Origin of the sequence: Lysobacter enzymogenes, assembly GCF_017168095.1 — a bacterium.
GTDB lineage: Bacteria > Pseudomonadota > Gammaproteobacteria > Xanthomonadales > Xanthomonadaceae > Lysobacter > Lysobacter enzymogenes_D.
This window is the reverse complement of record NZ_LXSD01000411.1, coordinates 1-25,854: the sequence shown is the minus strand read 5'-3', so window position 1 is coordinate 25,854 and position 25,854 is coordinate 1. Positions and strand designations below refer to the sequence as shown.

The 25,854-nt window shown below is 70.6% G+C and carries 27 protein-coding genes and 2 tRNA genes; 11 read left to right on the top strand and 18 right to left on the bottom strand.

Annotated features, from left to right (window positions below; translation table 11 throughout):
• From A7A76_RS17775 to A7A76_RS17740, 8 genes are all read right to left on the bottom strand, one after another.
• Window positions 1-217 (bottom strand): hypothetical protein (locus tag A7A76_RS17775; protein ID WP_206412458.1); only part of this gene is annotated, 217 nt, incomplete at its 3' end.
• 307 nt (window positions 218-524) lie between these two features.
• On the bottom strand, window positions 525-1,028 hold the full coding sequence (msrA, locus tag A7A76_RS17770; RefSeq protein ID WP_206412457.1) for a peptide-methionine (S)-S-oxide reductase MsrA: 504 nt from the start codon (window positions 1,026-1,028) through the stop codon (window positions 525-527).
• Window positions 1,021-1,473, bottom strand: coding sequence for a peptide-methionine (R)-S-oxide reductase MsrB (gene msrB / locus A7A76_RS17765; RefSeq protein WP_206412456.1), 453 nt, complete (start codon window positions 1,471-1,473; stop codon window positions 1,021-1,023). The genes msrA and msrB overlap by 8 nt, the downstream gene beginning before the upstream one ends.
• Before the next feature lie 1,014 nt (window positions 1,474-2,487).
• Window positions 2,488-4,002, bottom strand: a complete 1,515-nt coding sequence (locus A7A76_RS17760; RefSeq protein WP_206412455.1) for a SulP family inorganic anion transporter — start codon at window positions 4,000-4,002, stop codon at window positions 2,488-2,490.
• Between the two features lie 10 nt (window positions 4,003-4,012).
• A complete protein-coding gene (locus A7A76_RS17755; RefSeq protein WP_206412454.1) occupies window positions 4,013-4,693 on the bottom strand; it encodes a carbonic anhydrase in 681 nt (226 codons plus the stop codon).
• 289 nt (window positions 4,694-4,982) lie between these two features.
• Window positions 4,983-5,330 (bottom strand): hypothetical protein, encoded by a 348-nt coding sequence (locus A7A76_RS17750; protein ID WP_206412453.1) that lies wholly within the window; start codon window positions 5,328-5,330, stop codon window positions 4,983-4,985.
• 683 nt (window positions 5,331-6,013) lie between these two features.
• Window positions 6,014-6,100: transfer RNA gene (locus tag A7A76_RS17745), tRNA-Leu, on the bottom strand.
• 100 nt (window positions 6,101-6,200) lie between these two features.
• Complete coding sequence (locus A7A76_RS17740) at window positions 6,201-7,205, bottom strand: VOC family protein (RefSeq protein ID WP_206412452.1); 1,005 nt, start codon at window positions 7,203-7,205, stop codon at window positions 6,201-6,203.
• A 220-nt stretch (window positions 7,206-7,425) separates the two neighbouring features.
• Between A7A76_RS17740 and A7A76_RS17735 the strand changes: the two genes are divergently transcribed.
• Window positions 7,426-8,292: a helix-turn-helix domain-containing protein gene (locus A7A76_RS17735; RefSeq protein WP_206412451.1), complete on the top strand. Its 867-nt coding sequence runs from the start codon at window positions 7,426-7,428 to the stop codon at window positions 8,290-8,292.
• Window positions 8,293-8,434: 142 nt separating this feature from the next.
• On the opposite strand, the gene A7A76_RS17730 is transcribed toward A7A76_RS17735, so the two are convergent.
• The 5 genes from A7A76_RS17730 to A7A76_RS17710 form a co-directional block, all read right to left on the bottom strand.
• Window positions 8,435-8,968 (bottom strand): DNA-binding protein, encoded by a 534-nt coding sequence (locus A7A76_RS17730; protein WP_206412450.1) that lies wholly within the window; start codon window positions 8,966-8,968, stop codon window positions 8,435-8,437.
• 8 nt (window positions 8,969-8,976) lie between these two features.
• Entirely contained in the window at window positions 8,977-9,642 is a 666-nt protein-coding gene (locus A7A76_RS17725) for a hypothetical protein (protein WP_206412449.1), read from the bottom strand.
• The gene (locus A7A76_RS17720) at window positions 9,642-11,249 is read right to left on the bottom strand and encodes a vWA domain-containing protein (RefSeq protein ID WP_206412448.1); all 1,608 of its coding nucleotides are present in this window, start codon (window positions 11,247-11,249) and stop codon (window positions 9,642-9,644) included. The genes A7A76_RS17725 and A7A76_RS17720 overlap by 1 nt, the downstream gene beginning before the upstream one ends.
• A gap of 229 nt (window positions 11,250-11,478) precedes the next feature.
• Complete coding sequence (locus A7A76_RS17715) at window positions 11,479-12,711, bottom strand: toxic anion resistance protein (RefSeq protein ID WP_206412447.1); 1,233 nt, start codon at window positions 12,709-12,711, stop codon at window positions 11,479-11,481.
• A 12-nt stretch (window positions 12,712-12,723) separates the two neighbouring features.
• Window positions 12,724-13,851: a hypothetical protein gene (locus A7A76_RS17710; protein ID WP_206412446.1), complete on the bottom strand. Its 1,128-nt coding sequence runs from the start codon at window positions 13,849-13,851 to the stop codon at window positions 12,724-12,726.
• Window positions 13,852-14,165: 314 nt separating this feature from the next.
• Between A7A76_RS17710 and A7A76_RS17705 the strand changes: the two genes are divergently transcribed.
• From A7A76_RS17705 to A7A76_RS17685, 5 genes are all read left to right on the top strand, one after another.
• On the top strand, window positions 14,166-14,333 hold the full coding sequence (locus tag A7A76_RS17705; RefSeq protein WP_206412445.1) for a hypothetical protein: 168 nt from the start codon (window positions 14,166-14,168) through the stop codon (window positions 14,331-14,333).
• Between the two features lie 330 nt (window positions 14,334-14,663).
• Window positions 14,664-15,647, top strand: coding sequence for an NAD-dependent epimerase/dehydratase family protein (locus A7A76_RS17700; protein ID WP_206412444.1), 984 nt, complete (start codon window positions 14,664-14,666; stop codon window positions 15,645-15,647).
• A gap of 154 nt (window positions 15,648-15,801) precedes the next feature.
• Window positions 15,802-16,362, top strand: a complete 561-nt coding sequence (locus tag A7A76_RS17695; protein ID WP_206412443.1) for a 2-amino-4-hydroxy-6-hydroxymethyldihydropteridine diphosphokinase — start codon at window positions 15,802-15,804, stop codon at window positions 16,360-16,362.
• On the top strand, window positions 16,362-17,081 hold the full coding sequence (locus A7A76_RS17690) for an SDR family oxidoreductase (protein WP_206412442.1): 720 nt from the start codon (window positions 16,362-16,364) through the stop codon (window positions 17,079-17,081). The genes A7A76_RS17695 and A7A76_RS17690 overlap by 1 nt, the downstream gene beginning before the upstream one ends.
• A 96-nt stretch (window positions 17,082-17,177) precedes the next feature.
• Window positions 17,178-17,633 (top strand): macro domain-containing protein, encoded by a 456-nt coding sequence (locus A7A76_RS17685; RefSeq protein WP_206412441.1) that lies wholly within the window; start codon window positions 17,178-17,180, stop codon window positions 17,631-17,633.
• A 241-nt stretch (window positions 17,634-17,874) separates the two neighbouring features.
• Here A7A76_RS17685 and A7A76_RS17680 read toward each other — a convergent pair whose 3' ends face one another.
• Window positions 17,875-18,222, bottom strand: coding sequence for a hypothetical protein (locus tag A7A76_RS17680; protein WP_074865383.1), 348 nt, complete (start codon window positions 18,220-18,222; stop codon window positions 17,875-17,877).
• 319 nt (window positions 18,223-18,541) lie between these two features.
• Between A7A76_RS17680 and A7A76_RS17675 the strand changes: the two genes are divergently transcribed.
• The 3 genes from A7A76_RS17675 (at window position 18,542) to A7A76_RS17665 (ending at window position 21,333) form a co-directional block, all read left to right on the top strand.
• The gene (locus A7A76_RS17675) at window positions 18,542-19,609 is read left to right on the top strand and encodes a diguanylate cyclase (protein ID WP_206412440.1); all 1,068 of its coding nucleotides are present in this window, start codon (window positions 18,542-18,544) and stop codon (window positions 19,607-19,609) included.
• Window positions 19,606-19,938 carry a hypothetical protein gene (locus A7A76_RS17670; protein WP_206412439.1) on the top strand — a complete coding sequence of 111 codons (333 nt, stop codon included), beginning with the start codon at window positions 19,606-19,608 and terminating at the stop codon, window positions 19,936-19,938. Before A7A76_RS17675 ends, A7A76_RS17670 begins: the two co-directional genes overlap by 4 nt.
• Before the next feature lie 105 nt (window positions 19,939-20,043).
• Window positions 20,044-21,333 carry a nucleotide sugar dehydrogenase gene (locus A7A76_RS17665; protein WP_206412438.1) on the top strand — a complete coding sequence of 430 codons (1,290 nt, stop codon included), beginning with the start codon at window positions 20,044-20,046 and terminating at the stop codon, window positions 21,331-21,333.
• Between the two features lie 89 nt (window positions 21,334-21,422).
• Here the strand turns inward: A7A76_RS17665 and A7A76_RS26830 are convergent, their stop codons facing one another.
• Window positions 21,423-21,674 carry a DUF6053 domain-containing protein gene (locus A7A76_RS26830; RefSeq protein WP_428995185.1) on the bottom strand — a complete coding sequence of 84 codons (252 nt, stop codon included), beginning with the start codon at window positions 21,672-21,674 and terminating at the stop codon, window positions 21,423-21,425.
• 135 nt (window positions 21,675-21,809) lie between these two features.
• Here A7A76_RS26830 and A7A76_RS17660 point away from each other — a divergent pair, with 135 nt between their 5' ends.
• Both A7A76_RS17660 and A7A76_RS17655 read left to right on the top strand, forming a co-directional pair.
• Entirely contained in the window at window positions 21,810-23,435 is a 1,626-nt protein-coding gene (locus A7A76_RS17660; RefSeq protein WP_206412467.1) for an FMN-binding glutamate synthase family protein, read from the top strand.
• Window positions 23,432-23,575 carry a hypothetical protein gene (locus A7A76_RS17655; RefSeq protein WP_206412437.1) on the top strand — a complete coding sequence of 48 codons (144 nt, stop codon included), beginning with the start codon at window positions 23,432-23,434 and terminating at the stop codon, window positions 23,573-23,575. Before A7A76_RS17660 ends, A7A76_RS17655 begins: the two co-directional genes overlap by 4 nt.
• Window positions 23,576-23,776: 201 nt before the next feature.
• Here the strand turns inward: A7A76_RS17655 and arsC are convergent, their stop codons facing one another.
• From arsC to A7A76_RS17640, 3 genes are all read right to left on the bottom strand, one after another.
• Window positions 23,777-24,139, bottom strand: a complete 363-nt coding sequence (gene arsC, locus A7A76_RS17650; RefSeq protein ID WP_206412436.1) for an arsenate reductase (glutaredoxin) — start codon at window positions 24,137-24,139, stop codon at window positions 23,777-23,779.
• 147 nt (window positions 24,140-24,286) lie between these two features.
• Window positions 24,287-24,361, bottom strand: a tRNA-Val gene (locus tag A7A76_RS17645).
• A 317-nt stretch (window positions 24,362-24,678) separates the two neighbouring features.
• Entirely contained in the window at window positions 24,679-25,533 is an 855-nt protein-coding gene (locus A7A76_RS17640) for a hypothetical protein (RefSeq protein WP_206412435.1), read from the bottom strand.
• Window positions 25,534-25,854: the final 321 nt, after the last annotated feature.

Genomic DNA, 25,854 nt, shown 5'->3' with positions numbered 1-25,854 from the left:
GTTGGTAGAGCACTACCTTGCCAAGGTAGATGTCGCGAGTTCGAGTCTCGTTTCCCGCTCCAATCCGATGCGACGCGACGGCGGCGCAGATGTTGCAGACGAAGCGGTCGGCGCAAGCCGGCCGCTTTTTCTTTGCGCGTGCGCCGCGCGTAGCGGCGGGGATCTCGGAGCGTTCGCGCCGGCGCGCGACGCATCGCGCCGCGCCGGCGACGCTCAACTCTCAATGCGCCCAGCTCGTAGACGATCTCTCGCCAGGCCCGATCAGCGCGAACCAGGGCGCGCCTGCGCTGCGCAGTCCTGCATGAAGCTCCGATAGCGCCGGCGCGAACGGCGGGCGGGACGCCAATGCCGGAAGGTGAACCGCGCCCTCCCGCCCTCGCCGAGGCCGGCGAGCGTCAAGGGCCGCGAGTGCGCGCCGGACGCGTCTGTCCACTGCGGCGCGCGCGGTTCCGGCGCCGCATGATGGGCGCCGGCTGGCTGCATCCTTACCCTCCCTCGGATCCGGACCGGGCCGGAGCCGGTCGCTAGGATCCGCTACGACGCGCGAGCACCCAGCCGGGCCGCGGGAAATGGCAGGTATAGCCGTTGGGAATCCGCTGCAGATAATCCTGGTGCTCGGGTTCGGCCTGCCAGAACTCGCCGACCGGCACGACCTCGGTCACCACCTTGCCGGGCCACAGCCCGGAGGCGTCGACGTCGGCGATGGTGTCCAGGGCGATGCGCCGCTGTTCCTCGTCGACGTAGTAGATGCCGGATCGATAGCTCGTCCCGCGGTCGTTGCCTTGCCGGTCGCGCGTGCTGGGATCGTGGATCTGGAAGAAGAACTCCAGCAGTTGCCGATAGCCGATCCGCTCGGGATCGTATTGGATCTCGATGGCTTCGGCGTGGTTGCCGTGATTGCGGTAAGTGGCGTTCGCCACATCGCCGCCGGTGTAGCCCACACGCGTGGCGACCACGCCGGGCAGCTTGCGGATCAGATCCTGCATGCCCCAGAAGCACCCGCCGGCCAAAACTGCGCGCTCAATCATTTGGCGTAACCTCCACTTGGTCCAGGAACGCTCCGTACCCCTGCGCCTGCATTTCCTCGCGCGGGATGAAACGCAGAGCGGCCGAGTTGATGCAATACCTCAGTCCCCCGGATTCGGCGGGACCGTCGTCGAACACATGGCCGAGATGGCTGTCCCCGTGAGCCGAGCGGACCTCGGTGCGGACCATGCCGTGGCTCTCGTCGCGAAGTTCGGTGACGTTCGCCGCCACGATCGGCTTGGTGAAGGAAGGCCAGCCGCAGAAGCTGTCGTACTTGGCCGAACTGGCGAAAAGCGGCTCGCCGGAAACGATGTCGACGTAGATTCCGGGCGACTTGTTCTTGTAGTACTCGCCGCTGTACGGACGCTCGGTGCCGTTTTCCTGGGTGACTCGGCGTTGCTCGGGGGTCAGGCGATCGATGGCGTCCTGGGTCTTTTCGTAAGTCATGGGAGCCCCTTGGGTTGCTGCTGTGGCGAGTAAGCCGTGAGCGCGGCGCGGCGGCCGTGCCGTCGCCGCGAGCGGCCGTATCGCTGTCGATCGAAATGGCCATGGCCAGTAGGCGGAACGAGCGCTCGGTAGGCACAAAGTAGGATCCGTCTACGACGTTTTCAAGTCGGCGGGCAACGGGTCGCGGCAATTGTGACTATTCGTTATTTGCGGCGCCGCGGGCGGCAGAGCGGGGCGAGGGCGAAGCGGCGTCTCATCGGCTCGCCAGCGCCAGCGCCAGCGTCAGCGCCCGCGAGCGCCTCGCAGTTGCCGCGATCGCTTGCGGCGCAGTCGGACGTTTGCCGATCTTTCGCGCAAAACCCGCCTGGAGTCGGGCGCATGACGACCGCGGGGCGAATGCAGCGCGACGCGTACTTCCGCCGCATCTAGCGGAATGGGCGGCAGATCCTGATCCGGCCGTGCGAGGCCATCGAGGCCGGCCGCAATCGGATGCGCTGTATGTGCTGAGCCACGCCGCGACCGAGGAATTCAATCGGGTTGGCCGAGGAGTTCTACCGGCACGACAGCGAGATCGAGATCGCGGCGCGCAAGAACATCGGTGCGGATTTCGAGGTGGTGGAGGTTCATGCCTCGGTAAAGCCCTGGATGCCCGCCTTCGCGGGCATGACGATAGGTGGGTTTCGCGGCGAACCGCCTCCGTCATGCTGCGTCGTGCCGCGCCGCTCCAAGCCGTCATCCCCGCGCAGGCGGGGATCCAGAGACTTCAGAGCTATGCCGCGATGAAGCCCTGGATGCCCGCCTTCGCGGGCATGACGATAGGTGGCATTCGCGGCGAACCGCCTTCGCGATACGGCGTCGTGTCGCGCCGCTCCGAGCCGTCATCCCCGCGAACGCGGGGATCCAGAGACTTCAGAGCCATGCCGCGATAAAGCCCTGGATGCCCGCCTTCGCGGGGATGACGATAAGCGGGCTGCGCAACGCCTCCCTCATTCCATCGTTCCCGCAAAGCCCGCGTCACCCGCGCACTCGCGCCCCTTCGACCCGGCGCTGCAACGCCTGCCAATCCACCGCCAGCTCGCAGCCGCGCGCGCCGGCGTTGCGGCCCCAGTCGCGCAACAGCTCCAGGCAGGCCTGGTCGAGATGGTGCAGGCGCTCGTGCTGCAGCTCCACGCGCGTATTCGGCGGCACCCGCTCCAGCGCGCGCGCCATCGCCGGCACCTTGAGGAAGGTCGCCGAACCTTCCAGGCGCAGGCAAGCGCGGCCGTCGGCGCCGTGGTCCAGCCGCACCTGCAGGCGCGAGGCCTGCAGCGCCAGCCGCAGCAGCGACAGGGCGAAGCCGATCAGCACGCCGATCAGCAAGTCGGTGGTGACGATCGCCGCGACCGTGGCCAGGTAGATGAAGGCCCAGCCCTTGCCGAACGCGGCGAAGCTGCGCGCCTGCCGCAGATTGACCATCTTCGCGCCGGTATAGACCAGGATGCCGGCCAGGCAGGCCACCGGCGTCATCCGCACCAGCCACGGCAGCAGCGCGGCGAACAGCAGGATCAGCAGGCCGTGGAAGATCGTCGCCATGCGCGTGGCCGAGCCGGCCTGCACATTGGTCGCGCTGCGCACGATCACCCCCGTCATCGGCAAGGCGCCTAGCGCGCCGCAGATCATGTTGCCCACGCCCTGCGCGCGGAGTTCGCGGTCGTAGTGCGTGCGCGGCCCGTCGTGCATGCGGTCCACCGCCGCCGCCGACAGCAGCGTTTCGGCGCTGGCGATCAGGGCGAAGGTGAAGGCGGCGGCGAGCATCGCCGGCTCGGCCAGGCGCGACAGGCTGTCGGCGCTGGGCAGCGCGATCGCGGCGAGCAGGTTCGACGGCATCTCCACGCGCTTGACGTCCAGCGCCAGCCATTGGCTCAGCGCGGTCAGCGCGACCACCGCCAGCAAGGCGCCGGGCAGGAAGCGCAACCGCGCTGGACGCAGCCTGTCCCACAGCAGCAGCACGGCGATGGTGGCGATGCCGACCGCCATCGCGCCGGCGCTGGCGCCGCCGCTGCCGGCCAGCGCGGCGCCGAGCGCGGCCGGGAACGCGGCGAAGTTCTCCAGCCCGCGCGCCTTGGGCACTGCGTCGATCAGCACGTGCAACTGCGAAGCGACGATGAGGATGCCGATGCCCGAGAGCATCCCCGCCACCACCGCCGGCGAGGTCATGCGGAACCACACGCCGGCGCGGCACAGGCCGGCGATCAGCTGGATCGCGCCGGCCAGCAGGATCACCGGCCCCAACGCGGCGGCGCCGTGTTCGCGCACCAGTTCGAACACCAGCACCGCCAGGCCCGCGGCCGGGCCGCTGACCTGCAACGGCGAGCCGGCGATGGCACCGACGACGACTCCGCCGACGATGCCGGTGATCAATCCCGCCGCCGGCGGCATGTCCGAGGCGATGGCGATGCCCATGCACAGCGGCAGCGCGACCAGGAACACCACCAGCGAACCGAGCAGGTCGCGGCCGAACAGGCCTTGCGAGAAATACGAGGTCAGCATGGCCGGGCCCTCATGCGTCGGTGCCGGTCGCGGCGAAGCGCGCCAGCGGCGTGGCGTCGGGCGCGGACTCGCCGCCGGGCGGCACCGCGACGAAGCGGCCGCGGGCCGGATCGAACGCGCGCAGATCGGCGTGGGCGATGTCGTAGATCCAGCCGTGGATGGCCAGGCTGCCGTTGGCGATGGCGGCGGCGACTGCCGGCAGCGTGCGCAGGTGTTCGAGCTGGCCGACCACGTTTTCCTCGGTCAGGCAGCGCAGGCCGATTTCGCCGTGCAGGGTGGGGCCGTTCTCGGCGACGACGTGGCGGGCGACGTCGGCATGGCGCAGCCACGCCGCCAGCGACGGCATCGAGGCGATGCGTTCGGGTTCCTGCAGCGCCTTCATCGCGCCGCAGTCGGAATGGCCGCAGATGACGATGTGGCGGACCTTGAGCACGCGCACCGCGTATTCGATCGCCGCCACCACGCTGCTGACGTGCTGGGCGTAGGGCGGCACGATGTTGCCGACGTTGCGGTAGACGAACAGTTCGCCGGGCTGCGCGCACAGGATCAGCTCGGGCATCACCCGCGAATCGGCGCAGGTGATGAACATGGTGTGCGGCTGCTGGCCCTGGGCGAGCTTGTGGAACACCTCGCGCTGGTGCGGGAACACTTCGCGGCGGAACTTGTTGAAGCCTTGGATCAGACGGTCCATGGGGATTTTCTCTTGCAGTGGGGGAGGGAGACAGCAATGCGCAGCCCGTTGCGGCAACGCACGACCGGCGCGACAAGGCTGCGCCCGGCGCGAGCCGGACGGTGGCGAGGGCGAGGAAGTCCACGCGTTCGCGGGCGCGCACGGACGTGCGTGCGCGAGCGGGCGCGGCGCAGGCGTGGAGGCGAGCGCAGGCCCGGCGCGTCGGCGCCGCAATGGGTCAGGGCGGAAGGATCAGGCCGGAGAGATCAAGCCGGAAAGATCAGGCCGGAAAGATCAGGCCCGCAGGCGCTCAGGCCAGGGGCGGGCGCGGATCGGGCCCGTGCGGCCGCGCCGGCGCGGCGCGGGCGATCTCGGGCAACGCGGCGCCGCGGATACGGCGGCCGCTGGAGGCGGGAAGCTGCGGCAGCACGCCGTGTTCGCCGTCGGCGTAGTCGGCGCACAGCGCGGTGTCGTCGGCGTCGGGCGCTGGCGGCGAAGGGTCGGTGTCGCCGTCGGATGCGTAGAGCGCGGCGAGTGTCGTTGCGTTCGCCGCGTGTTCCGTCTCCAACATCGCCGGCCACGCGATCAGTTCGGCCAGCAACGCCAGCGCGATCAGCAGGCGCAACGCCGCCTGCCGCAACGCGCGCAGCGAAGGCATCGGCGCGCGGCGCGCGCGGATCGCATTGGAGGCAGCGCGATCGGCTCCGCGCAGGGCGCAGGGTGTCGCGTCGGCAATCGTGTTCACGGCGTATCGGATCAGGGTGCGGGGGAATGCGGCAGACGCGGTCTGCGCGTGCGCTCATGCGTGGCGTGCATGGCGAGGGACTACGCGAACGATGCTAGCGAGCGCGCCGCGAGATGTCAGTGGATGCAGCATGAACGAGCGCGGGTTTTTTCCGAACTGGAGCGGGCCGCACATTGGCGATGCGCAGCGACGTTGGTCGCGTTGGGAAAGTTCAGCAGCGCACGGCGCGACAGGCATGCGGTCGCAAGTTTCGTTGCGTGGTGTGCGGATGTTGGCTGCGCGCGCGTTGTGCTGCGTCGATCACGCTGTCGCTGCGCTGTCGTGCGGTTTGCGTTCGCGATCGGTTCGAACGCACAGTCGGACTGTTCAGAGTCCGCGCGAAGGGCCGAGTGCAAAGCGGCGAAAGACAATGCGCGGATCCAGGCCGCGCGAGCCGACGCGGCGCGCGCGGTCTATGCGAGCCCGCGTGCGTCGGGCGCGCGCCGGCGCAAGCGCGAGCGTCGGTGGTCGAGGGATCGGAACGGGATCGAGAGGAGGTGCGCAAGTGCGCAAGCGTCGCGCTGCGGCCGCATCGCCGCCGAAGCGGCCGGAACCCGTGGTGCCCGGAGCCGGACTCGAACCGGCACGGCCGCGAGGCCGGCGGATTTTAAGTCCGCTGCGTCTACCGATTTCGCCATCCGGGCAGGATGCGGTGACCGCGCCAGTTTAGCCGATCCGTCCGCGCGCAGCGCCGCGGGCGTGCCGCCGACGCGGCGGCGACGGCACGCGACGCCTCAACCGGGTTCAGCCACCCGCGCCGCCGCAGCCGGCGCTCTTTCCGCGCTCGTGGAACTCGATCCACAGCCCCAGGTCGTCCTGGGTCGGCGCCAGGAACGAGGCGCCGGCGAGGCCGGCGTAGCGGGTCAGCGCGCGCTCGTAGCCGCGTTCGACCCGGCGCTGGGCGCGGGCGAGATCGCCGACGCCGATGCTGAGGCCGGCGATCTGCGCGCCGCCGCGGCGCAGCGCCTCTGCGGCGGGACCGTCGCCGTCGGGCTGCAGGGCGAGCAGGCGGGTCGGGCCGACCGCGACGCAGTAACCGCGCGCGCCGATCTGCGCCAGGCGCACCGGCACCGCGTGCGGGTAGCCGAGCCGGGCCAGTTGCGCGCGGTCGGCCTCGGCGTCGGCCGACAGCAGCCACAGCGCCGACAGTTCGCGCGCGCCGTTGGGGTGCTCGCGGGCGATGCGGCGGTCGGCGGCGATGTCGGCGCGCGCCGGCGGGTAGTGGATGAAGAACAATCGGCCGGACAGCGGCGAGGGATCCAGCGCGAACAGGCTCCAGCGCGGCGCGGTGCCGGGGCCGGTGCCGTCGGGGTCGTCGGCCGCGGCGGAGAACACCGGCGTGGCGCTCAGGCCCTGGGTCAGCAGCGCGGCCCGCGCGGCGTCGAGCGCCTCGGTGCGCAGGCCGAAGTTGCGCGCGCCGGCGCCGCCGTGCAGCGCGGCCTGGTCGGCCTGGGCGCCGGGATCGAGCGCGCCGTCGCGGCCGCCGAGCGCCAGCAGTTCGATGAAGCGCTCGTCGTCCAGGCGCACGTAGCGGTTGCTCAGGCCGTCCTGGGCGCGGCCGGGCGCGACCTGGAAGCCGAGCTTGACGCTCATCGCGGCGCTGATCTGGTCGAGGCTGCGGCCCCACAGCAAGGCGTGGTCGAGGCGTTCGCCGGCGACCGGCCGCGGCGCGGGGGCGGGCGCGGCGAGGGCAAAGGCGGACAGCGACAGGGCCAGGACGGCGGCGGCGAGGGAAGTAAGCGATCGCACGGTGGTCGGACTCGTTGGGGGAGAGGGAAGGGCGCAGCCCGGGCGTCGCATCGCGAACGCAGCGCTGATCCGGCGATCCGGCGCTGCAACGCGGCCTGGGAGACAGGCGCCCAGCCTCGCGTGCGCGCCGCCGCGGCGCGCGCAGGAACGGCCGGCCGTCAGTACGAACGGATGACTTTCGCCTCTGTCGGCGGTGGCCGGCGGCGCCGAGCATCGGCGCATGGCCGACCGTCCCTCGTGCTATCCCGAACCCTCGCTGCCGGCGCGCGAGTACGCCGTCGCCGGCCCGGCGCGGCTGGACGTGCTGACCGTGCCGGTGCCGCAGGGCCTGTTCGACACCCCGTTCGACCCGCGCCACGTGCTGTGCCTGCACCAGGGCGGCCCGGTGCCGGTCAGTTATCGCGAAGGCCGCCACGAGCGCAGCGGCGTGCGCCTGCAGGGCCAGTACTGCGTGTCGCCGGCCAACGCCAGCACCCGCTGGACGATGTCGGCGCCGGCGACCTCGCTGCTGCTGCGGCTGACGCCCGAGCTGATCGACGAGACCGCGCAGGCGATGGGCTCCGGCGGCGGCCATATCGAACTGGCCCCGGCCGCGCACCTGCGCGACGCGCAGATCGAACGGATCGGCTGGATGATGCAGGCCGAGGACCGCGACCGCTATCCGAGCGGGCGTTTGTTCGTCGATGCCCTGGCCGATGCGCTGGCCGCGCGCCTGCTCGCGCTGCACCGCTTCGCCGCCGCGCCCGCGGCCGCGGCGCGGGCGCTGCCGGTGTGGCGGCTGCGGCGGGTGATCGACTACATCGAAGCGCATCTGGACGCCGACCTGAGCCTGGCCGAACTCGCCGCGGTCGCCGGTTTCAGCGTGTCGCACTTCAAGCCGTTGTTCAAACGCGCCACCGGGTTGCCGCCGCACCGCTTCGTGCTGGAACGGCGGGTCGAACGCGCGCGCCAACGCGTGCTCGACGGCGCGGCGGGGCTGAGCCAGATCGCGCTGGAAACCGGCTTCGCCGATGCCAGCCACATGGCGCGCTGCATGCGCCGGGTGATCGGGATCGGCCCGATGGCGTTGCGGCAGGCGCGCGAGTGAGCGGCGCGGGCGGGTAGTCCGGACGTGGGTTGCGCGTCGCCGCGGGCGTGCGCCGCGCTCGCTCGGCCGGGTTCGCCCGGCTCGGCTCCATCGACCGGGATCGATCGCTTCTGCTCAATCGCTCCGGCTCGATCGCTCCGGCTCAATCGATCGCGCTGTCGGCGCCGCCGGCGCGCGCGCGACGCAAGCGCTTGAGCTTGCGCTCCAGCGCCGCCTCGCGCCGCTCCAGTTCGGCCACCCGTTTGCGCAGCGCCTCGGCCTGGGCGTCGTGGCGCTCGCGCACCGCGTCGCTGGCAAGGTCCAGCGCCTGCAGCCACAGCTGCCGCAGCGGCGCCGGCACTTCGTCGGCCAGCGGCGCCAGTTGCAGGCGCGTGGCCAGGCCCGCGTAGAAGCGCCGCAGCATCGGGTGCAGGCGATTGGGCGAGCCGCTGCCGTAGATCGCGCGGATGCCTTCGACCGTCGGCTGCACGCCGGCGCGCAGCATGCGCCAGGCGATTTCGTCGAGCTGGGCCTGGTCCAGCGGCATGCGTTCGGAGGCGATGCGTTCGGAGCCGGCGCGCTGCGAGCCCCCCGCATCCGACCCGGCGCGCGGCGACGGCGCGCGCCCGCCCGGCAGGCGGCCTTCCTCGGCCAGGGCCTGGCGGATCGTCCACAGCGCGTCGTGATCGGTCGCCATCGCCGCGTCTAGGCCAGCTCGAACGCCGCGGCGGCGTCGAATTTTTCCTTGAGGAAGCGCTCGCTCAGCAGCAGCGATTCGGCGTCGCCGGCGAAGGCCTCGCGCGAGATGCGCTGCAGCGACTGGTCGAGCACCTCCAATTGCTGCGACAGCGTCTGCGCCGCGGTGCGGCCGTCCTTGAGCGGCTGGGTGCGGGCGAACACCGGCGGCAGCTTGAGGTAGCCGCCGAGCATGTCGGGCAGGTAGCGGCGCAGGGTTTCGTGCACGGCGAACGCGGCCGAGGCCGACAGCGCGCCGGAGCCGCGCAGCTCGCGCAGCCGCGGCAGCAGTTCGGCGAGCGTCTGCTGGATGCTGCGCAGGCTCGCCAGCGCGTCGGCCGGCACGCGCTTGGCGACCTCGCCGATCAATCGGTCGAGGTGTTCGATCAAGGCTTCGGCCGGCAGTTCGGCCTCGGCCACGCGCGCGCCGAGGCGGTCGCGCGGCCACGCCAGCGCGCCGACCGCGTACAGGCCGAGCACGATCAACGGCCAACCGCGCTCGATCACCCCGGCGAACAGCAGCGCCAGCCCCGCCAGCGCGAGCGCGCAACCGGCGAGGTGGCGGTTGCTGTAGAGATACAGCCGCAGGCGCTGACCTGCGCTCGGGGCGGTGGGCGGGGCGACCGGCAGGTTCATCACTGGTATCCGCGGATGTCCTTGAACACCAGGGTCAGCGGCTTGTTCTTGGCGTCGAACACCTGGCCGCCGGTGGCCTGGGCCAGGGCTTTCATCTCGTCCGGATCGGCGTCGCCGAACAGGATCGGGAACACCCGGATCGAGCGCAGCGCCTCGTCCTGCGCCGCGTACCAGCCCAGGAACGCGCGCAGGTCGCTGCCTTCGGTGTTCTCGCCGTCGCTCATCAGCACCACGGTGTAGTAGCGCGGCTCGCGCGCGGCGCGCTTGTCCGCGGCCAGTTCGGTCAGCGCCTGGCGCACGCTGTCGAAGATCGCGGTGCCGCCGTCGGGGCGCAGCGGCGCGATGTCGGCGCGGATCGCGGACAGGGCCGCGGCGTTGCTGGCGGCGTCGGCGCCCATGTCGAACACGCGGGTGCGGCCCGGCAGCGAGGAGAAGGTCAGCACGCCGATGCGCTCGCGGTTCTGGAAGCGCGCGTAGCGGTCGGTCAGCGAATCGGCGCGGCCGCCGGCGAGGGTGTCCATCGCCGCCTTCATCGCCTCGATGCGGCCGTCGTGGCCCATCGAGCCGGACAGGTCGAGCACATAGCGCGAGCTGGCCGGAATGCGCAGGTCGGCGAGGAAGCCCTGCAGCAGGCTTTCGATCACCTGCGGCTGGCCGGGAAAGGGCAGTTCGATCAGGGTGCGCTGCGGGATCGCCGCGGCGGCCTGCGCCTCGGGATTGACCGGGCGGCGCAGGGTCGCGGCGGACAAACGGGTCTGGAACGCGGGCGAGCGCAGGAACCCGACCAGCTTGTCGTACTGCGCGCGCTTGCCGGCTTCCAGCAGCATCAGCGGATAGTCGGCGGTGACGATGCCTTCCTTGGGATACACCAGGGTCAGCGGCTCGCCCAGACGGCCGTCGCGGTTGAGGCTCAGCAGCACCGATTCGTAATTGATCAGGCCGTCGACCTTGCCCTGTTCGCGCGCATACGCCTCGGCCAGCCAGCCCGAGGAACCGGCGGTCATGCGCTGGCCCTGGAAGAAGGCCTTGAGCGCGGGATTGGCGACGTCGGCTTCGGTCAGCGCGTCGGGGTTGGCGGCCAGCGCGGCGGCGATGCCGATCAGCGCGGTGAAGCCGGTGTTGCTCGAAGCCGGGTTGGTCATGCCGAAGCTGAAGCGGCCCGCGCGCGAGGCTTCGGCGATGTCCTTCCAGGTCGGGTCGGTCTTGTCCCAGCCCAGCTCGCGCGCCTTGGAGGCTTTCACCCCCAGCACCACCGGCGAGAGCATGATCTTTTCTTGCGCCAGCAGCCGTTGCTTGAGCGCGGGATTCATCGCCAGGTACTTGCCGTGGCTGACCCAGACCGCGTCGAACGTCTCGCCCGCGGCGAGGCGGTCGATGGCGTCGAGGGTGCCGGCGTAGGCGAAGCGCGGACGCACGCCAGTGGCGCGGGCGATCTCGTCGCCGAGCTGGGTGTCGATATCCTTGAGTTCGGAGCCGGCGAGGATGGTGAAGGTTTGTGCATCGTCGGTGCCGGCGGCGGAGCCGGAGCCGGAGCCGCCATCACCGCCGCAGGACGCCAGCAGCAGCGCGGCGAAGACGAGCAGGGCGCGGCGCAGGAATCGGATCATGGGTGGGCCTTCCTGTGGCGGTGCGTTTCTGGTGATCGAACGATGGAACGCGAGCCGGCGCACTTCCCGGTCCCGTCGTTCCGGCGAAAGCCGGAATCCATTTTGACGTTGCTCTTTTTCGGGTCGGCGCTGGTGGGATCGACGGCAAGATCAAAATGGATTCCGGCTTTCGCCGGAATGACGGGGCAGGGGCGGCAATGTTGGTCCATCGAGGCGAGCGGCGGCCGGGTCAGAGCGAAACCGGCCCCGACGGCGCCGCGATGCTGCGCTGCACCGCCGCCACCGCCTCGCGCTCGCGGTTCATGCGCGCCTCGCCCTTGGCGATCAGGCCGCGCAACTGTTCGATGTTGCTGCCCATCGCGCCGATCGCCTTGCCGCGGAACTCGTCCATGCGGTCGAGCGCGGCGAAGGTGGTGTCGAAGGCGTTCTGCAGGGTCTGCACGCCGATCAGCGGGTTGCTCTGGAACTCGGCAACGCGGTCGACGTGCTGGCCGAACAGCGCCGAGGTCGAGGCGATCAGGCCCTCGATCGCGCGCGAGGACGACTTCAGCGCATCCATCACCTGCAACTGATAGCCCTGCGCGCGCGCCAGGGTCGCGGCGATCGACAGGCTGGACATGCCGATGGTGGCCATGCGGTCGCAGCCGTTGCGCAGCTCGCGCCCGGTCTTGCGCAGGCCTTCGAGCATCTTGTAGCCGTTGATGCAGACCAGGATCTGGGTCTTGATGTCGACGCTGGCCTGGCGCACGTAGAACAGCACCTCCTGCTCCACCGCCTTGGCCCGCGCCGGGTCGGAGGCCTTGAGCGAATCCAGCGCCGCGCTGAGCTTGCCGTCGAGCTGTTCGGCGAACACGTCGGCGGCCTTGAGCCGGGTCAGCGCTTCCAGCAGCTTCTGCATGGTCGCGTACAGCGCCTGGTCGTCGCGCGCCAGTTCGTCCTGCACCGCGTAGAGGCTGTCGATGGTCTTGCGGATCGAGTCGCCGGCCGAGTCGAAGCGCTGCAGGTAGGCGCGCAGCTTGTTGCCGAACGGGATCAGCCCGAGCAGCTTGTGCGCGGCCAGCAGGTCGCCTTGCCTGGACGGATTGAGGTCCTCGAACAGGATGCGCATCTCGCTCATCACCTTGAACGCCGGGCTGTCGGCGTCGGCGACGAAGTTGCGGTCGAGGAACTTGTTGGTCAGCAAGGTGCTGTCGCCGATCTCCTTGCGGCCGAGGCGGAACGCGCTGTCGACGCGGCTGCGGAAGTCTTCCGAGTGCGGGTCCAGCGCCAGCAGGTCGGCGATGAACTGGTCGGCCTGGCTGAGCACCTGGGCGCGGGTGTCGTCCTTGAACGGGATCATCGCCGCGGCCTGGTCCGGCGCGGCGATGGTCATCGCCGGCTCGGGCATTTCCAGGGTCAGCGGGGCGACGGGTTCGGCGAGGGTGGTGGGCGTGGCGGAGTCTTGGTTCGGCGTCGTGCTCATGGCGGCGTTCCTTCAATGGCCCAGCCGCGATTCGATGCGGCCGATCATGCGTTCGAGGAGGTCGTAGGTCGGCGGATCGACCACATCGACCAGTTGTTGCGGCATGCCGATGCCGCGCTTGGCGGCGTCGGCGAACAGCGCCGCGTTGTCGGGCCCGCGCAGGCCGTAGCGCGCGGCGATCGCGCGCACCTTGGGATTGCGCTCGAAGGCCTCGGCGAAGCGCGCGCCCTTGTCGTTGAGCGCGACGATGGTGTGCTTGGTCAGCACGGTCGGCTGCGGGTACAGCAGCACCATGTCCGCGTCCACGCGCGGATGCTTGAAGGCGTACTCCAGGAACTGCTGCTCGTAGATCATCACCAGCGGCGACTTGCCCATCTTCATGGTGACGTAGTCCTCGAACGGCCCCGAGGAACTGGATTCCTGGTAGCCCTGCTTGGAGAACAGATGCACCAGCCGGTCGGCGACCTGATCGGCCGCGGCCTCGCTGGCGACCACGTCGTCGCCGTTGGCCAGGTAGCTGGCCAGGGCCAGGTACATCGCCGCCGAGTTGCTGGTGCGCACATCCGTGCTGGTGATCAGCACCGACTTGCTCACCGCGTAGTTCGGATTGGGCTGCAAGTCCTTCCAGCGCGCGCCGCTTTCCATCAGCGCCACCAGCTTGCGCATGTCGACGATGAAGTAGGCCTCGCCGCGCTTGCCGACGATGCCGTTGGCCTCCAGCGTCGGCAGCAGCGGCTTCCAGCTGGCCACCGTCATCGGCGTGTAGAAGCCGTTGTAGATGCGGCGCGAGCCGGTGGCGTCGGCGATCTTGCGCGCCGCGGCGGTGCCGGCGGGGTAGGCGGCGTCGAAGCTCTTGAGGTCCGGGCGGGTGGCGATCTCGCGCGAACCGGCCTTCTGCACGTCCAGGACGATGCGGTCGGCGAGCAGGGCCTGGGCGAGTTCGGGGTCGCGCAGAAAGTCCAGTTTCTCCGAGCCGGTCAGCACGCGCACGGTGACCAGCGCGGCCGCGTCGGCCTGCTGCTTCTGCGCCGCGGCGGCGGCGCGGTCGTCGGCGCGCTTGCCGTTGAAGGACATCACGATGCCGGCGATCACGCCGGCCAACAACAGCGCCGCGAACGCGGGGCCGAGGATCTTCCTCATGCGCGAACCTCCTTATTCGCGGGCAGCGTATGGGCTATGTATGACCTATGTTTGACAGCGCGCGGCGGCGGCGATGGACGGCGGCTGCGACGGATCGGGCCGGTCCGCGGGGCTTGCGCGCCCCCTCGCGCGGGCGCGGCGGGAGGGGCAAGCGCCTGTGCGCCCGCGGATCGGCGCGGCCGCCACCGCGTTGTCATCGGCCGCCGCGACACTGAATCCGGCGGCCGCCGGGGTTCCGACATTCGTCCAACATCCGCGCGCGCAGCATGGCCGGCAGCCCCAGGCCGCCCGCCACCCGCACCAGGACGCCGCGCATGAACCAGCCGCAGGACCCGCGCCATTACGACCGCTTGGCCGTGGACCTGTCGCGCCTGCGCGACCCGCAGGAGCTGGCCCGGGCCATCGTGGCCGCCGCGCGCGATCCGCAGCCGGCCCCGCCGCCGGTATGGCGCCAGGGCGAGCGGGCCTGGATCGAGGCCTGAGGCGCGCGGCGCGGTCCGCGACTGCGCCGAGGCGGCAGGCCTCGCCCAAACGGCCCACAGGCCTGCGCACGACCCGACCGGAACAGCGCTGCATCGACGCCGCCGCAGGCGAAAGCGATCGCCCGGGCCTGCGCCTGGCGCCGGATTCGAGTTTCGAGCGCAGCGCCGCCGACGGCGGCCAACGCCTCGCGCGCAGCGCGGTGTGACAGTTGTCGGTGGCCGCCGCGCCGGCGCGACGCTAGGCTAAGCCGATTCGACACCGCACGCGCCGACGCCGTCCGCAACGCCGGCGCGGCGGCGTTCGAACCGTCCCGATCAAGAGTTCATCGCATGACGCTCATCGTCACCGGCAGCGCCGGCCACCTCGGCGAAGGCCTGATGCGGCTGCTGCGCGCGCAAGGCAGGCAGGCGCGCGGCATCGACATCAAGCCTTCGGCCTTCACCGATCATGTCGGTTCGATCGCCGAGCGCGAATTCGTCGCCGAGGCGCTGCGCGGCGCCAGCGGCGTGATCCACGCCGCGACCCTGCACAAGCCGCATGTGGCCACGCACCGCTACCAGGATTTCGTCGACACCAACATCACCGGCACGCTCAACCTGCTGCAGGCCGCGCACGAGCAGGGCGTGGAATCGTTCGTGTTCACCAGCACCACCAGCGCGTTCGGCGCGGCGCTGACGCCGGGGCCGGGCGAGCCGGCGACCTGGATCGACGAGAGCGTGGCGCCGATTCCGAAGAACATCTACGGCACGACCAAGGTCGCCGCCGAGGGCCTGTGCGAGCTGTTCCATCGCCGCCACCAGTTGCCGGTGCTGGTGCTGCGCACTTCGCGCTTCTTCCCCGAGGACGACGACGACGCGGCCCGGCGCAGCGAGTACGACACCGCCAACAGCCAGGCCAACGAACTGCTGTACCGCCGCGCCGATATCGACGATGTGGCCCAGGCCCACCTGTGCGCGATCGCGCGCGCGCCGGCGCTCGGCTTCGGCCGCTACATCGTGTCGGCGACCGCGCCGTTCGCGCGCGAGGACCTGGCCGCGCTGAGCCGCGACGCAGTGGCGGTGGTGGAGCGCCTGTTCCCGCGCTGCCGCGAGCTGTACGCGGCGCGCGGCTGGAAGCTGTTCCCGCATCTGGACCGGGTCTACATCAACGCCGCCGCGCGCCGCGACCTGGGCTGGGAGCCGCGCTACGGCTTCGGCTACGTGCTCGACTGCCTGGAGCGCGGGCTGGATTTCCGCAGCGCGCTGGCGCACGAGGTCGGGGTCAAGGGCTATCACGCGCAGCGTTTCGACGATATGCCGTATCCGGTGGTCTGATCGCAGCGGCGTGCGCCCGTCGACGGCGCCATCGGCGCCGCCGGCTACAATGGCCCATCGCGCGCCGCCGTTCCCCGCGGCGCAGGAGCCGCCGAATGCCAGGGAGCGCCGCCATGCCCATTTCGATCCCGCCGTCCGCGCGAGCGCTGCGCGCATGAGCTGGACCGCGCTGATCTGCCTGGGCGCCAGCGACGGCCCGCGCGCGGAGAATCTGCTCGAAGCCTCGGCGCAATTGCTGGCCGAACCCGAGGTCGCGCTGGCGGCGGCGTCCGGGCTGTACGGCGACCGCCACTACCTGCACACCGGCGAGGCCACCTTGAATCTGGTGCTGGCGCTGCAATGGCCCAGCGCACCGCCGGCGGAGGCCTTGGAGCGCCGCTTCAAGCGCATCGAAGCCGGATTCGGCCGCCAGCGCGATCCGCGCCGGCGCATGCCGGTGCCGCTGGACATCGACCTGCTCGGCGCGCTCGACGCCGCCGGCCCGCGCTGGCAGGCGCGTTACGATCCCGGCCGCGGCTATCTGTTCCACGGCCTGAGCCAACTGCCGCTGCCGCCGCTGCAGGCCGCGCTGGACGCGCTGCAACGCCAGCGCGGGTTCCGCGGCGAAGACAACGCGCGCGGCTTCTATGCCTATGCCGGCGCCGGCTTCGTGCGCCGCTATCTGCTCGAACGCGCCGCGCAACTGGGCGAGGCCGGACAGCGGGAGACGGGCTGATGAGCGCGACGACCACGACCTTGGTCACCGGCGCCTCGCGCCGGATCGGCCGTGCCCTGGCCGAAGCTTGCCTCGCGCGCGGCGAGCGCGTGGTCGCGCACCGGCGCCGCGAGGACGCCGCGCCCGAACCGTATCCGGCGCCGGTCGACGCGTGGTGCTGGGACATGCAGGAGCCGCTGGCCGAACTGCCGCCGCAGCCGATCGATCACCTGATCCTCAGCGCCTCGCTGTTCGAGCGCGGCCACGCCTGGAACGCGCTGTCGGCCGACGCCGGCGCGGGCAGCGCCAGCGCCGACGAGCGCGAACGCTTCGCCCGCCAGTTGCAGGTCAACCTGCTGGCGCCGTGGGAGCTGGCGGTGCGCCTGCACGCGCGGCGGCCGCTGCGCTCGGTGGTGATGCTGCTGGACACCTACCTGGACCGCTCGTTCCCCGGCCACGCCGCCTACCAGGTCAGCCGCGCCGCCGGCGCCGGGCTGGTGCGCGCGCTGGCCGCGGAACTGGCGCCGTGCCGGGTCAACGCGGTGGCGCCAGGCACGGTGCTGCCGTCGGTGCGCGACCCGGCCCAGCGCGCCGAACAGGAGGACGCGATCAAGGCGCGCACCCTGCTGGGCCGCATCGGCGCGGTCGAGGACGTGGTCGACGCGGCGATGTACCTGCGCGATGCGCCCTACGTCACCGGCGAAATCCTGCGCGTCGACGGCGGCCGCTTCAAACTGTGAAGCCGCGCATGGGCCGCTTGCAGGAGCGGCGCGAGCCGCGCCCGCCATCGCCCAAGCTCGCACCGTAACCCCGCCATCCCCCGATCAAGGACGGCCATGAACATCCTCCAGGGCGACCTGCTGCAACTCGCCGCCGACGGCCGCTTCGACGTCATCGTCCACGGCTGCAATTGCCAATGCCGCATGGGCCGCGGCATCGCGCTGAGCATCCGCGAACGTTTTCCCGCCGCCTGGGCGGCCGATCGGCGCACCGTGCCCGCCGACCGCGGCAAACTCGGCACTTACAGCCAGGCCGAAGTGGAAGAGAACGGCCACCGCTTCGTCGTGGTCAACGCCTACACCCAGTTCCACTGGAAAGGCGAGGGCGTGCTGGCCGACTACGACGCCATCGGCCGGGCGATGCGCGCGGTCGCGCGCGAGTTCCACGGCCAGCGCATCGGCTACCCGCTGATCGGCGCGGGCCTGGCCCAGGGCGATTGGTCGGCGATCGCGCCGATCATCGACGAGGCGCTGGCCGGCGAGGACCACACGCTGGTGGAATTCACCGGCTGAGGTCGCGTCTTCAAGGCCGTCGTTGCCCAAGACCGTCATCCCCGCGACGGCGGTGATTCAGAGACTTCAGAGTGATGCTGCGATAAAGCCCTGGATTCCCGCGTTCGCGGGAATGACGATAGGTGGGTTGAATTTCAAAGTCCGGCACGCTTGCCGCTGCGCTCGCGCCCGACCGAAGCCGCAAACGCAAACATCCCGCATCGCCGAGCGCCGCGGGATGCTGCGACCCGTCGATCTCGCCTCAAGCCTGCGCCGCCAGCTCCGCCATGCGTTGGGCGATGCGCCGGCGCGCGTCTTCCGAATTGCTGCGCGCGCGCTGCCAGGCCTGGCGCGCCGCGCCTTGCGCCTGTTCCCAGCTCAACGCCGAGCCCAGGCGGATGCGTTGGTAGCGTCCGCGCAAGTCCAGCCCGGGATCGTCGAAGTCGCGGTCCGGGTGCTCCAGTTGCACCGAGATGCCGACGTAGAACGCCGGCGCGTAATCGCTGAAATGCAGTCCTTCGCGATAGAACTCCGCCTCGCGATAGTGGCTGGCCCAATAGCTCAGCCCGGGCGTGGTCGGAGTGGGGCGGCCTTGCAGGGTGGTCGTCATCGCTCTGGCTCCGCTTCGGGAACCCCCTGTGCGGCTAAAGCTAGCCCAGAGCGATGTTAGTTGTCCGTTAGGAATGATTCGCGTTGCGTGAATTGTGAATAGGGCAGCGATTTGCTGCACGCAATCGCCCGTAGCGGACAAGTGCGGGCGGTCGCCGGGGCCGGCGCGGGTCCGGCGCGGGTCCGGCGCGGGTCCGGCGCGACCGTACGCGGGGCAGGCCGCAAACCCGCGGCGTCTTGCGCCTCCAACCGCGCCGGCGCAGGGTATGCGGTACGCGCCGCATCCACGCCGCGCGGGACCGACCGCCGTGGGAGCGCGCGTGACGGCAAACAACGACAGCGCTTACGACCCCGGCCGCGCCAGCGAGCATCTGCGCTTCGTCCGGCGCATCTACCGGATGCGTACCCTCGGCCTGGGCTTCGGCTTCTTCGCCGTCGGCGGCGTGCTCTACGAGCAGGGCGCGCCGTGGTGGGCCTGGGCGGCGCTGTTCGGCAACGGTTTCGTGTGGCCGCCGGCGGCGTACCTGATCGCCTCGCGCAGCCGCGATCCGGAATTCAGCGAGTACCGCAACCTGGTGATCGATTCGGTCCTCGGCGGGGTGTGGATCGCGGCGATGCAGTTCAACGTGGTGCCCAGCGCGCTGCTGGCGGTGATGCTGTCGGCCGACAAGATCGGCGTCGGCGGCTGGCGTTTCCTGTTGCGCACCGCCAGCGCCCAGGCGCTGGCCTGCCTGGCGGCGTGGGCCGCGTTCGGCTTCGGTTTCGCCCCGCACAGCTCGATGCTGGTGGTCCTGGCCTGCCTGCCTTTCATGTTCGTCTATCCGATGGCGATCAGCAGCGCCGCCTACGGACTGGCGCGCAAGGTGGTGCGGCAGAACCGCCAGCTCGCCCTGCTCAGCCGCACCGATCCGCTGACCGGCCTGCAGAACCGCCTGCACTGGGACGACGCGGCCAGCGCGACCATGACCCACTGCGCGCGCGGCAACAAGCGCGCGGCGCTGGTGCTGATCGACGTGGACCGGTTCAAGGACATCAACGATTACCACGGCCACCAGATCGGCGATGCGGTGCTGCGCCGGGTCGCCGACGTGCTGCAGCGCGCCGCGCGCATGACCGACACCGCCAGCCGCATCGGCGGCGACGAATTCGCGCTGATCCTGATGGACACCGACGCCGACGGCGCGCGCGCCATCGCCGAGCGCCTGCGCCGCGCGATCGAGGATGCGCGCTTCGACGACACGCCGGAGCTGCGTTGTACGGTCAGCATCGGCGTCGCCGGCACCGGACCGAAGGCCTGTACCGCGGCGATGTGGATGCGCCACGCCGATGCCGCGCTGTACCGGGCCAAGCAACTGGGCCGCAACGCGGTCGCGGTGGCCGAGGAATGAGCGCGCCGGCCTGGAGCGACTGGGCGCCGGCGCAGGGCTGGGATGCGTTCGCCGCGCACCAGGCGCTGTCGGACGCGCTGTGGGCGGGCCTGGGCGAAGGCGAGGGCGGCTGGCATTACCTCAACCCGACCCGCGAGCTGTCGATCTGGGAGTGCCAGGCCGACGGCAGCGCGCTGCTGATCGAATATCGCGACGACGAGCGCATCGCGCGCCTGCAATGCGACGGCGGCCGCGCGCAGGCCTATCTGGCGCCGATCGCGGCGGCGTTCGGGCTGCGCCGTGGCGGCGCGCCGGCCGCGGCGCCGGCCGACTCTCCGCCAGTCGGCTGAGACATCGTCGACGCAAACGCGCGGCGGGGCCTGCGCCGCGCGCCGCCGGCGCTTGGAGTTCATTAGAATTGCGCCGACGTATTCAACGCGGACCCCGGGCGGACCATGGCACAGCACCTCGATTCAATCGCGCGCTCGCGCATCGGCGTGGTCGGCCTGGGCTATGTCGGCCTGCCGCTGGCGCTGGAGTTCGGCAAGGTCTACGACACCGTCGGCTACGACATCGACCCGGTGCGCGTGGCCCAGCTCAGCACCGGCGAGGACCGCCACCACGAGCACGACGCCGCCGAGATCCGCTCCGCCACGCGCCTGCGCTTCAGCGCCGCGCTGGAAGACCTGGACGACCGCGACGTGTTCGTGGTCACCGTGCCCACGCCGGTGGACGAGCACAAGCGCCCGGACTTCACCCCGCTGATCCTGGCCAGCCGCGCGCTTGCCGGCGTGCTCAAGCGCGGCGACACGGTGATCTACGAATCCACCGTCTATCCCGGCGCGACCGAGGAGATCTGCATTCCCGAACTCGAGAGCGTCTCCGGGCTGCGCTGCAACCAGGATTTCTTCGTCGGCTACAGCCCGGAGCGGATCAATCCCGGCGACCGCCAGCGCAAGCTGGTCGACATTCCCAAGGTGACTTCGGGCTCCACGCCCGACACCGCCGAGCGCGTCGACGCGCTCTACCGCAGCATCATTCCCGCCGGCACCCACCGCGCCTCCAGCTTGCGCGTGGCCGAGGCCTCCAAGGTCATCGAGAACACCCAGCGCGACGCCAACATCGCCTTGATCAACGAGTTCGCGCTGATCTTCCAGCGCCTGGGCATCGACACCACCGAAGTGCTGGAAGCGGCCGGGACCAAGTGGAACTTCCTGCCGTTCCGGCCGGGCCTGGTCGGCGGCCACTGCATCGGCGTGGACCCGTATTACCTGATCCAGAAGGCGCAGAGCGCGGGCTACTACCCCGACATCCTGCTCGCCTGCCGGCGCATCAACGACGCGATGGGCGGGCACGTGGCGGCGGAGGTGATCAAGCGCATGATCCAGCGCGGCATCGCCATCGCCGGGTCGCGCATCCTGATCCTCGGCCTGACCTTCAAGGAAAACTGCGCCGACCTGCGCAACACCCGGGTCATCGACCTGGCGCGCGAGTTCGGCGAGTACCGCGCGCGGGTCGAGATCTGCGACCCCTGGGCCAACGCCGAGGAAGCGCGGCGCGAATACGGCCTGGACATGGTCGAGACGCCCGAGCCGGGCGCCTACGATGCGATCGTGATCGCGGTGGCGCACGAGCAGTTCCGCGCCCTCGGCGCGGCCGGCGCGCGCGCCTACGGCAAGCCCGGGGCGCTGCTGTACGACATCAAGAGCCTGTACCCGCGCGACGAGGTCGACGGGCGCTTGTGAGCCTGGGGTTGTAGGTGCGCGGAATACCAGCGAAGGCTGGGATCCGAAGCCGCGGCGCGCCCGCCGGCGATGCGACTGTGGGAGGAGCTTCAGCCCCGACGCTCTTGGCCCAGGCGCTGCGGTCTGAGCGAAAAGCGTCGGGCCTGAAGGCCCTCCCACAAAAAGCCGATGCATCTCTGCCAGAACGTCATCCCCGCGAAGGCGGGGATCCACAGCCGCGACGCGCCTGCCAGCAATGCGACTGTGGGAGGGGCTTCAGCCCCGACGCTCTTGGCCCAGGTGCTGCGATCTGAGCGAAAGGCGTCGGGCCTGAAGGCCCTCCCACAAGAAGTCCCCCACAAGCGTCAACGCTGCGATCAGCCCGGAACGCACCAGGGTCCGAAAACCCAGCCCAAGCGCATCCCGCCCGGCCCCGTACAAATCCTGCACCCCGCGGCGGTTATGCTCGGCCCCAGCCCGTGAACTCTCCGAACGCCATGATGCGCTATGCCGTCTACGTCGCCAGCCTGGTCCTGACCCTGGTCTGCGCGGTTCTGGTTGTCCTGCATCACCCGTACTGGCTGTGGGGCCTGGCCGGTTTCGGCGCGGTCGCCGCGCTCGGTACCGCCGATCTGCTGCAGACCCGCAGCACCCTGCGCCGCAACTACCCGGTGCTCGCGCATTTCCGCTACGGCCTGGAGTCGATCGGCCCGGAAATGCGCCAGTACTTCATCGAGGCCGATACCGCCGAGGTGCCGTTCTCGCGCCAGCAGCGCGCGCTGGTCTACCAGCGCTCCAAGTCGGTCAACGACGTGCGCCCGTTCGGCAGCCAGGTCGACGTCTACGGCCTGGATTACGAATGGATCAACCATTCGCTGGCGCCGACCGCGCACGTCGCCCACGACTTCCGCATCACCATCGGCGAGAACACCGCGCAGCCGTACGCGGCCAGCGTGTTCAACATCTCGGCGATGAGCTTCGGCTCGCTCTCGGCCAACGCCATCCGCGCGCTCAACAAGGGCGCCAGGCTCGGCGGCTTCTATCACGACACCGGCGAAGGCTCGATCTCGCCGTACCACCGCGAGAACGGCGGCGACCTGGTCTGGGAAATCGGCTCGGGCTATTTCGGCTGCCGCGACGAGCGCGGCTTGTTCAGCGAGGAGCGCTTCGTCGCCAACGCCCGCGACGCCCAGGTCAAGATGATCGAGATCAAGCTCTCGCAAGGCGCCAAGCCCGGCCACGGCGGCGTGCTGCCGGCGGCCAAGGTCAGCGCCGAGATCTCGGCCACGCGCGGCGTACCGATGGGCCAGGACTGCGTTTCGCCGGCCGCGCACACCGCGTTCGATTCGCCGCTGGGACTGCTGCAATTCGTGGCGCGGCTGCGCGAGCTGTCCGGCGGCAAGCCGGTCGGCTTCAAGCTCGCCATCGGCCATCCCTGGGAATGGTTCGGCATCGCCAAGGCCATGCACGAAAGCGGGTTGCTGCCGGACTTCATCGTTGTCGACGGCGCCGAGGGCGGCACCGGCGCGGCGCCGGCGGAGTTCATCGACCACGTCGGCGTGCCGATGCACGAGGCGCTGATGCTGGTGCACAACACCCTGGTCGGGCTGGAATTGCGCGACAAGATCCGCATCGGCGCGGCCGGGCGCATCACCAGCGCCTTCGACATCGCCCGCACCCTGGCGATGGGCGCGGACTGGTGCAACGCCGCGCGCGGCTACATGTTCGCGCTGGGCTGCATCCAGGCGCAGAGCTGCCATACCGACCGCTGCCCGACCGGCATCGCCACCCAGGATCCGAGCCGCTGGAACAAGCTCGACGTGCCGGACAAGTCCGCGCGCGTGTTCCACTTCCACGAGAACACGCTCAAGGCGCTGCGCGACCTGCTGTGCGCGGCCGGCCTGCGGCATACCTCGGAGATCGGCCCCGAGCACATCCTGCGCCGGGTCACCCCGACCGAGGTGCGTTCGCTCGGCGCGCTGTACAACTTCCTCGCCCCGGGCGATTTGCTCGGCAAGATTCCGGCGCACGCGGTGTTCCAGTCGTTCTGGGCGGGGGCGCGCAGCGATTCGTTCGCCGCGCCCGAGCGGGTGCTGGCGATGCGGGCGAGCAAGTCGTTTTGAGCGCGTGGGCCGCGGCGCGCGATTGCGGCGCGATGGCGATGGGGGAGCGCGGCGGGCAGGCGGCGCAGGGCAACGTCAAAATGGACTCCGGCTTTCGCCGGAATGACGGGCTTTATGGATTCCGGCTGTCGCTGGAATGACAGGCTTTATGGATTCCGGCTTTCGCTGGAATGACGGGCTTTATGGACTCCGGCTTTCGCTGGAATGACGGGCTTTATGGACTCCGGCTTTCGCCGGAATGACGGGATGTGAGGCTGCGTAACTTCACGATCCGTCATTCCGGCGAAAGCCGGAACCCACTTTGATCTTGCCGTTGCCTCGAATCCGGCTCCGCCCGCGGCTTACAACAGCTCCAGCACCCGCTCCGGCGGCCGCCCGATCACCGCGCGGCCGCCGTGCACGAACACCGGCCGCTCGATCAGGCGCGGATGCGCGGCCATCGCCGCGATCAGCGCGCCTTCGCCGAGCGAAGCATCGCCGAGCCCGAGTCGCTGGTACTCGTCCTCGCCGCTGCGCAGCAGCTCGCGCGCGCCCACGCCGAGCAGACCCAGCAATTCGCGCAGCTCGTCCGCGTCCGGCGGCGTTTCCAGGTACGCGATCACTTCCGGCTCGATGCCGCGCTCGCGCAACAGCTCCAGCGCGCCGCGCGATTTGGAACAGCGCGGGTTGTGATAGAGGCGGGTAGGGGCGCGAGGGTCGGGCATGGCAGGACTCCTGTACGGAAAGGCGCGCCGCGGTGCGCACGCGCGGCGTTGAGCGCGCCGCAGCGGACGCGCCACCGCCGCAAGCTTGCGCGGGCCGGACGCGGCGCAACGAAAAAAGCCGGCTTTCGCCGGCTTGTTTCTTGCAACTGGTGGGCGGTGCAGGGTTCGAACCTGCGACCCTCGCCGTGTGAAGGCGATGCTCTACCGCTGAGCTAACCGCCCGATGTAATCGGGTCGCAAATTGTAATCGGGCCTTCGCGAACTGACAAGCCTTTTGGCCGTCGAGGTTAGGATGCTCCGTTCGGCCGGATTGCGTCTGCGAAAACGGGGCCGGAACGGGGCCGCCCTTGCCGCGAATCGCCCAAAAACCGGGCAAAACGGGCCGAAGCGGCCGATTCCCGCGCGGCGGGCGTGGACCCGGACCGGCCGCCCCTGCGAGCGGGGCGGTTGCCGGCGCTGGAATCTGAAGGCTGCGCCGCGCGGCCGCGCATCCTAGCCGAACTCGCGCGCCGACTCCAGCGCGCGCGCCGGCGAACCGCTCACTCCAGCTGTTCCTTCGCATACGCCGCATCCAACGCCTCCATCGCGTCGAGCGGCTTGAGCTTGGCGGCCTTCTCGTAGGCCGCCGCGGCCGCGGCTTCCTGCTTGTCGCCGTGAAGCAGCATCAGCACGTTGCCGTGCTCGATGTGGGCGATCGGCGAATCCGGGGTCAGCTTCAGCGCGGTCTTGATGTGCTTCTCCGACTCGCTGGCCTTGGCGCCGTAGGTGAGCCCGCCGATCATGCCGCCGATCTTGTCGATGATCTCGGCGTGGTACAGCGCCATCGCGGTATGCGCTTCGGCGTGCTTGGCTTCCAGCTCCAGCGTCGCGTCCAGCGCGGCGCGGACCTTGCCGGCGATGCCGTCCTTGAGCGCCTTGGCGATGCTCAGCCCCTGGCTGTAGCGGCCCAGGGCGAAGGCGTAGCGATAGTGGCTGTTGGCCTCGTCCGGCAGCGCGGCGACCGCGGCCTCGGCGATCTTGGCCGCCTGCTGATAGCGCTTGAGCTGCTCGGCCTCGTCCTCGACCAGATAGGTCGCGTGGATGCCCAAGGCTTTCACCGCCACCGACGCGCCGACCGGGCCGAGCTTCTCGCCGGCGTCGAAGGCCGCCTTGAAGTCGCCGCGATGGAACGCGCGCCAGGCCTCCTGCAGCGCTTCGGCCAGCGCGTCCGCATCCAGGCCCTTGGGCGCGGCCTTGCCGGCGGCCTTGATCAGCGCGCCCGCGCGCTTGGCGTCCGGGAACGGCTCGGCATCGCCGGCGTGCAGCTTGGGCCAGGCTTTCTTGAGGGCGTCGCCGGCGTAGGCATAGGCCTTGGCGTCGTGCGGAAAAGCGGCCCAGGCGGTCTTGGCGGCCATGTACTGTCCTTGTTCGAACGGATCGGACCGGCAGCATCCCGCCGCGGCGGGGGGGCTGGCAAGAGGGGCCGCGCGCCTGTGCGCCGGCTGAAAGGGCTAGTGCCATTGCTCGATGCGCGCTGGCGATAGTGCGCGGGCGAAACCGTCCATTCCGGGCGGTCGACGGAGTGCGACGATGGCAGTGGGCAAGCGCAAGAAGCAGGCGGCGGCCAAGCCGGCCGCGAACCAAACCACCACGCTGCGGCACCTGTGGCTGGCCGGCCTGGGCCTGGCCGCGCTCGCGCGCCGCGAAGCGCTGGCCGGCGCCGGCCGCGCGGCCGG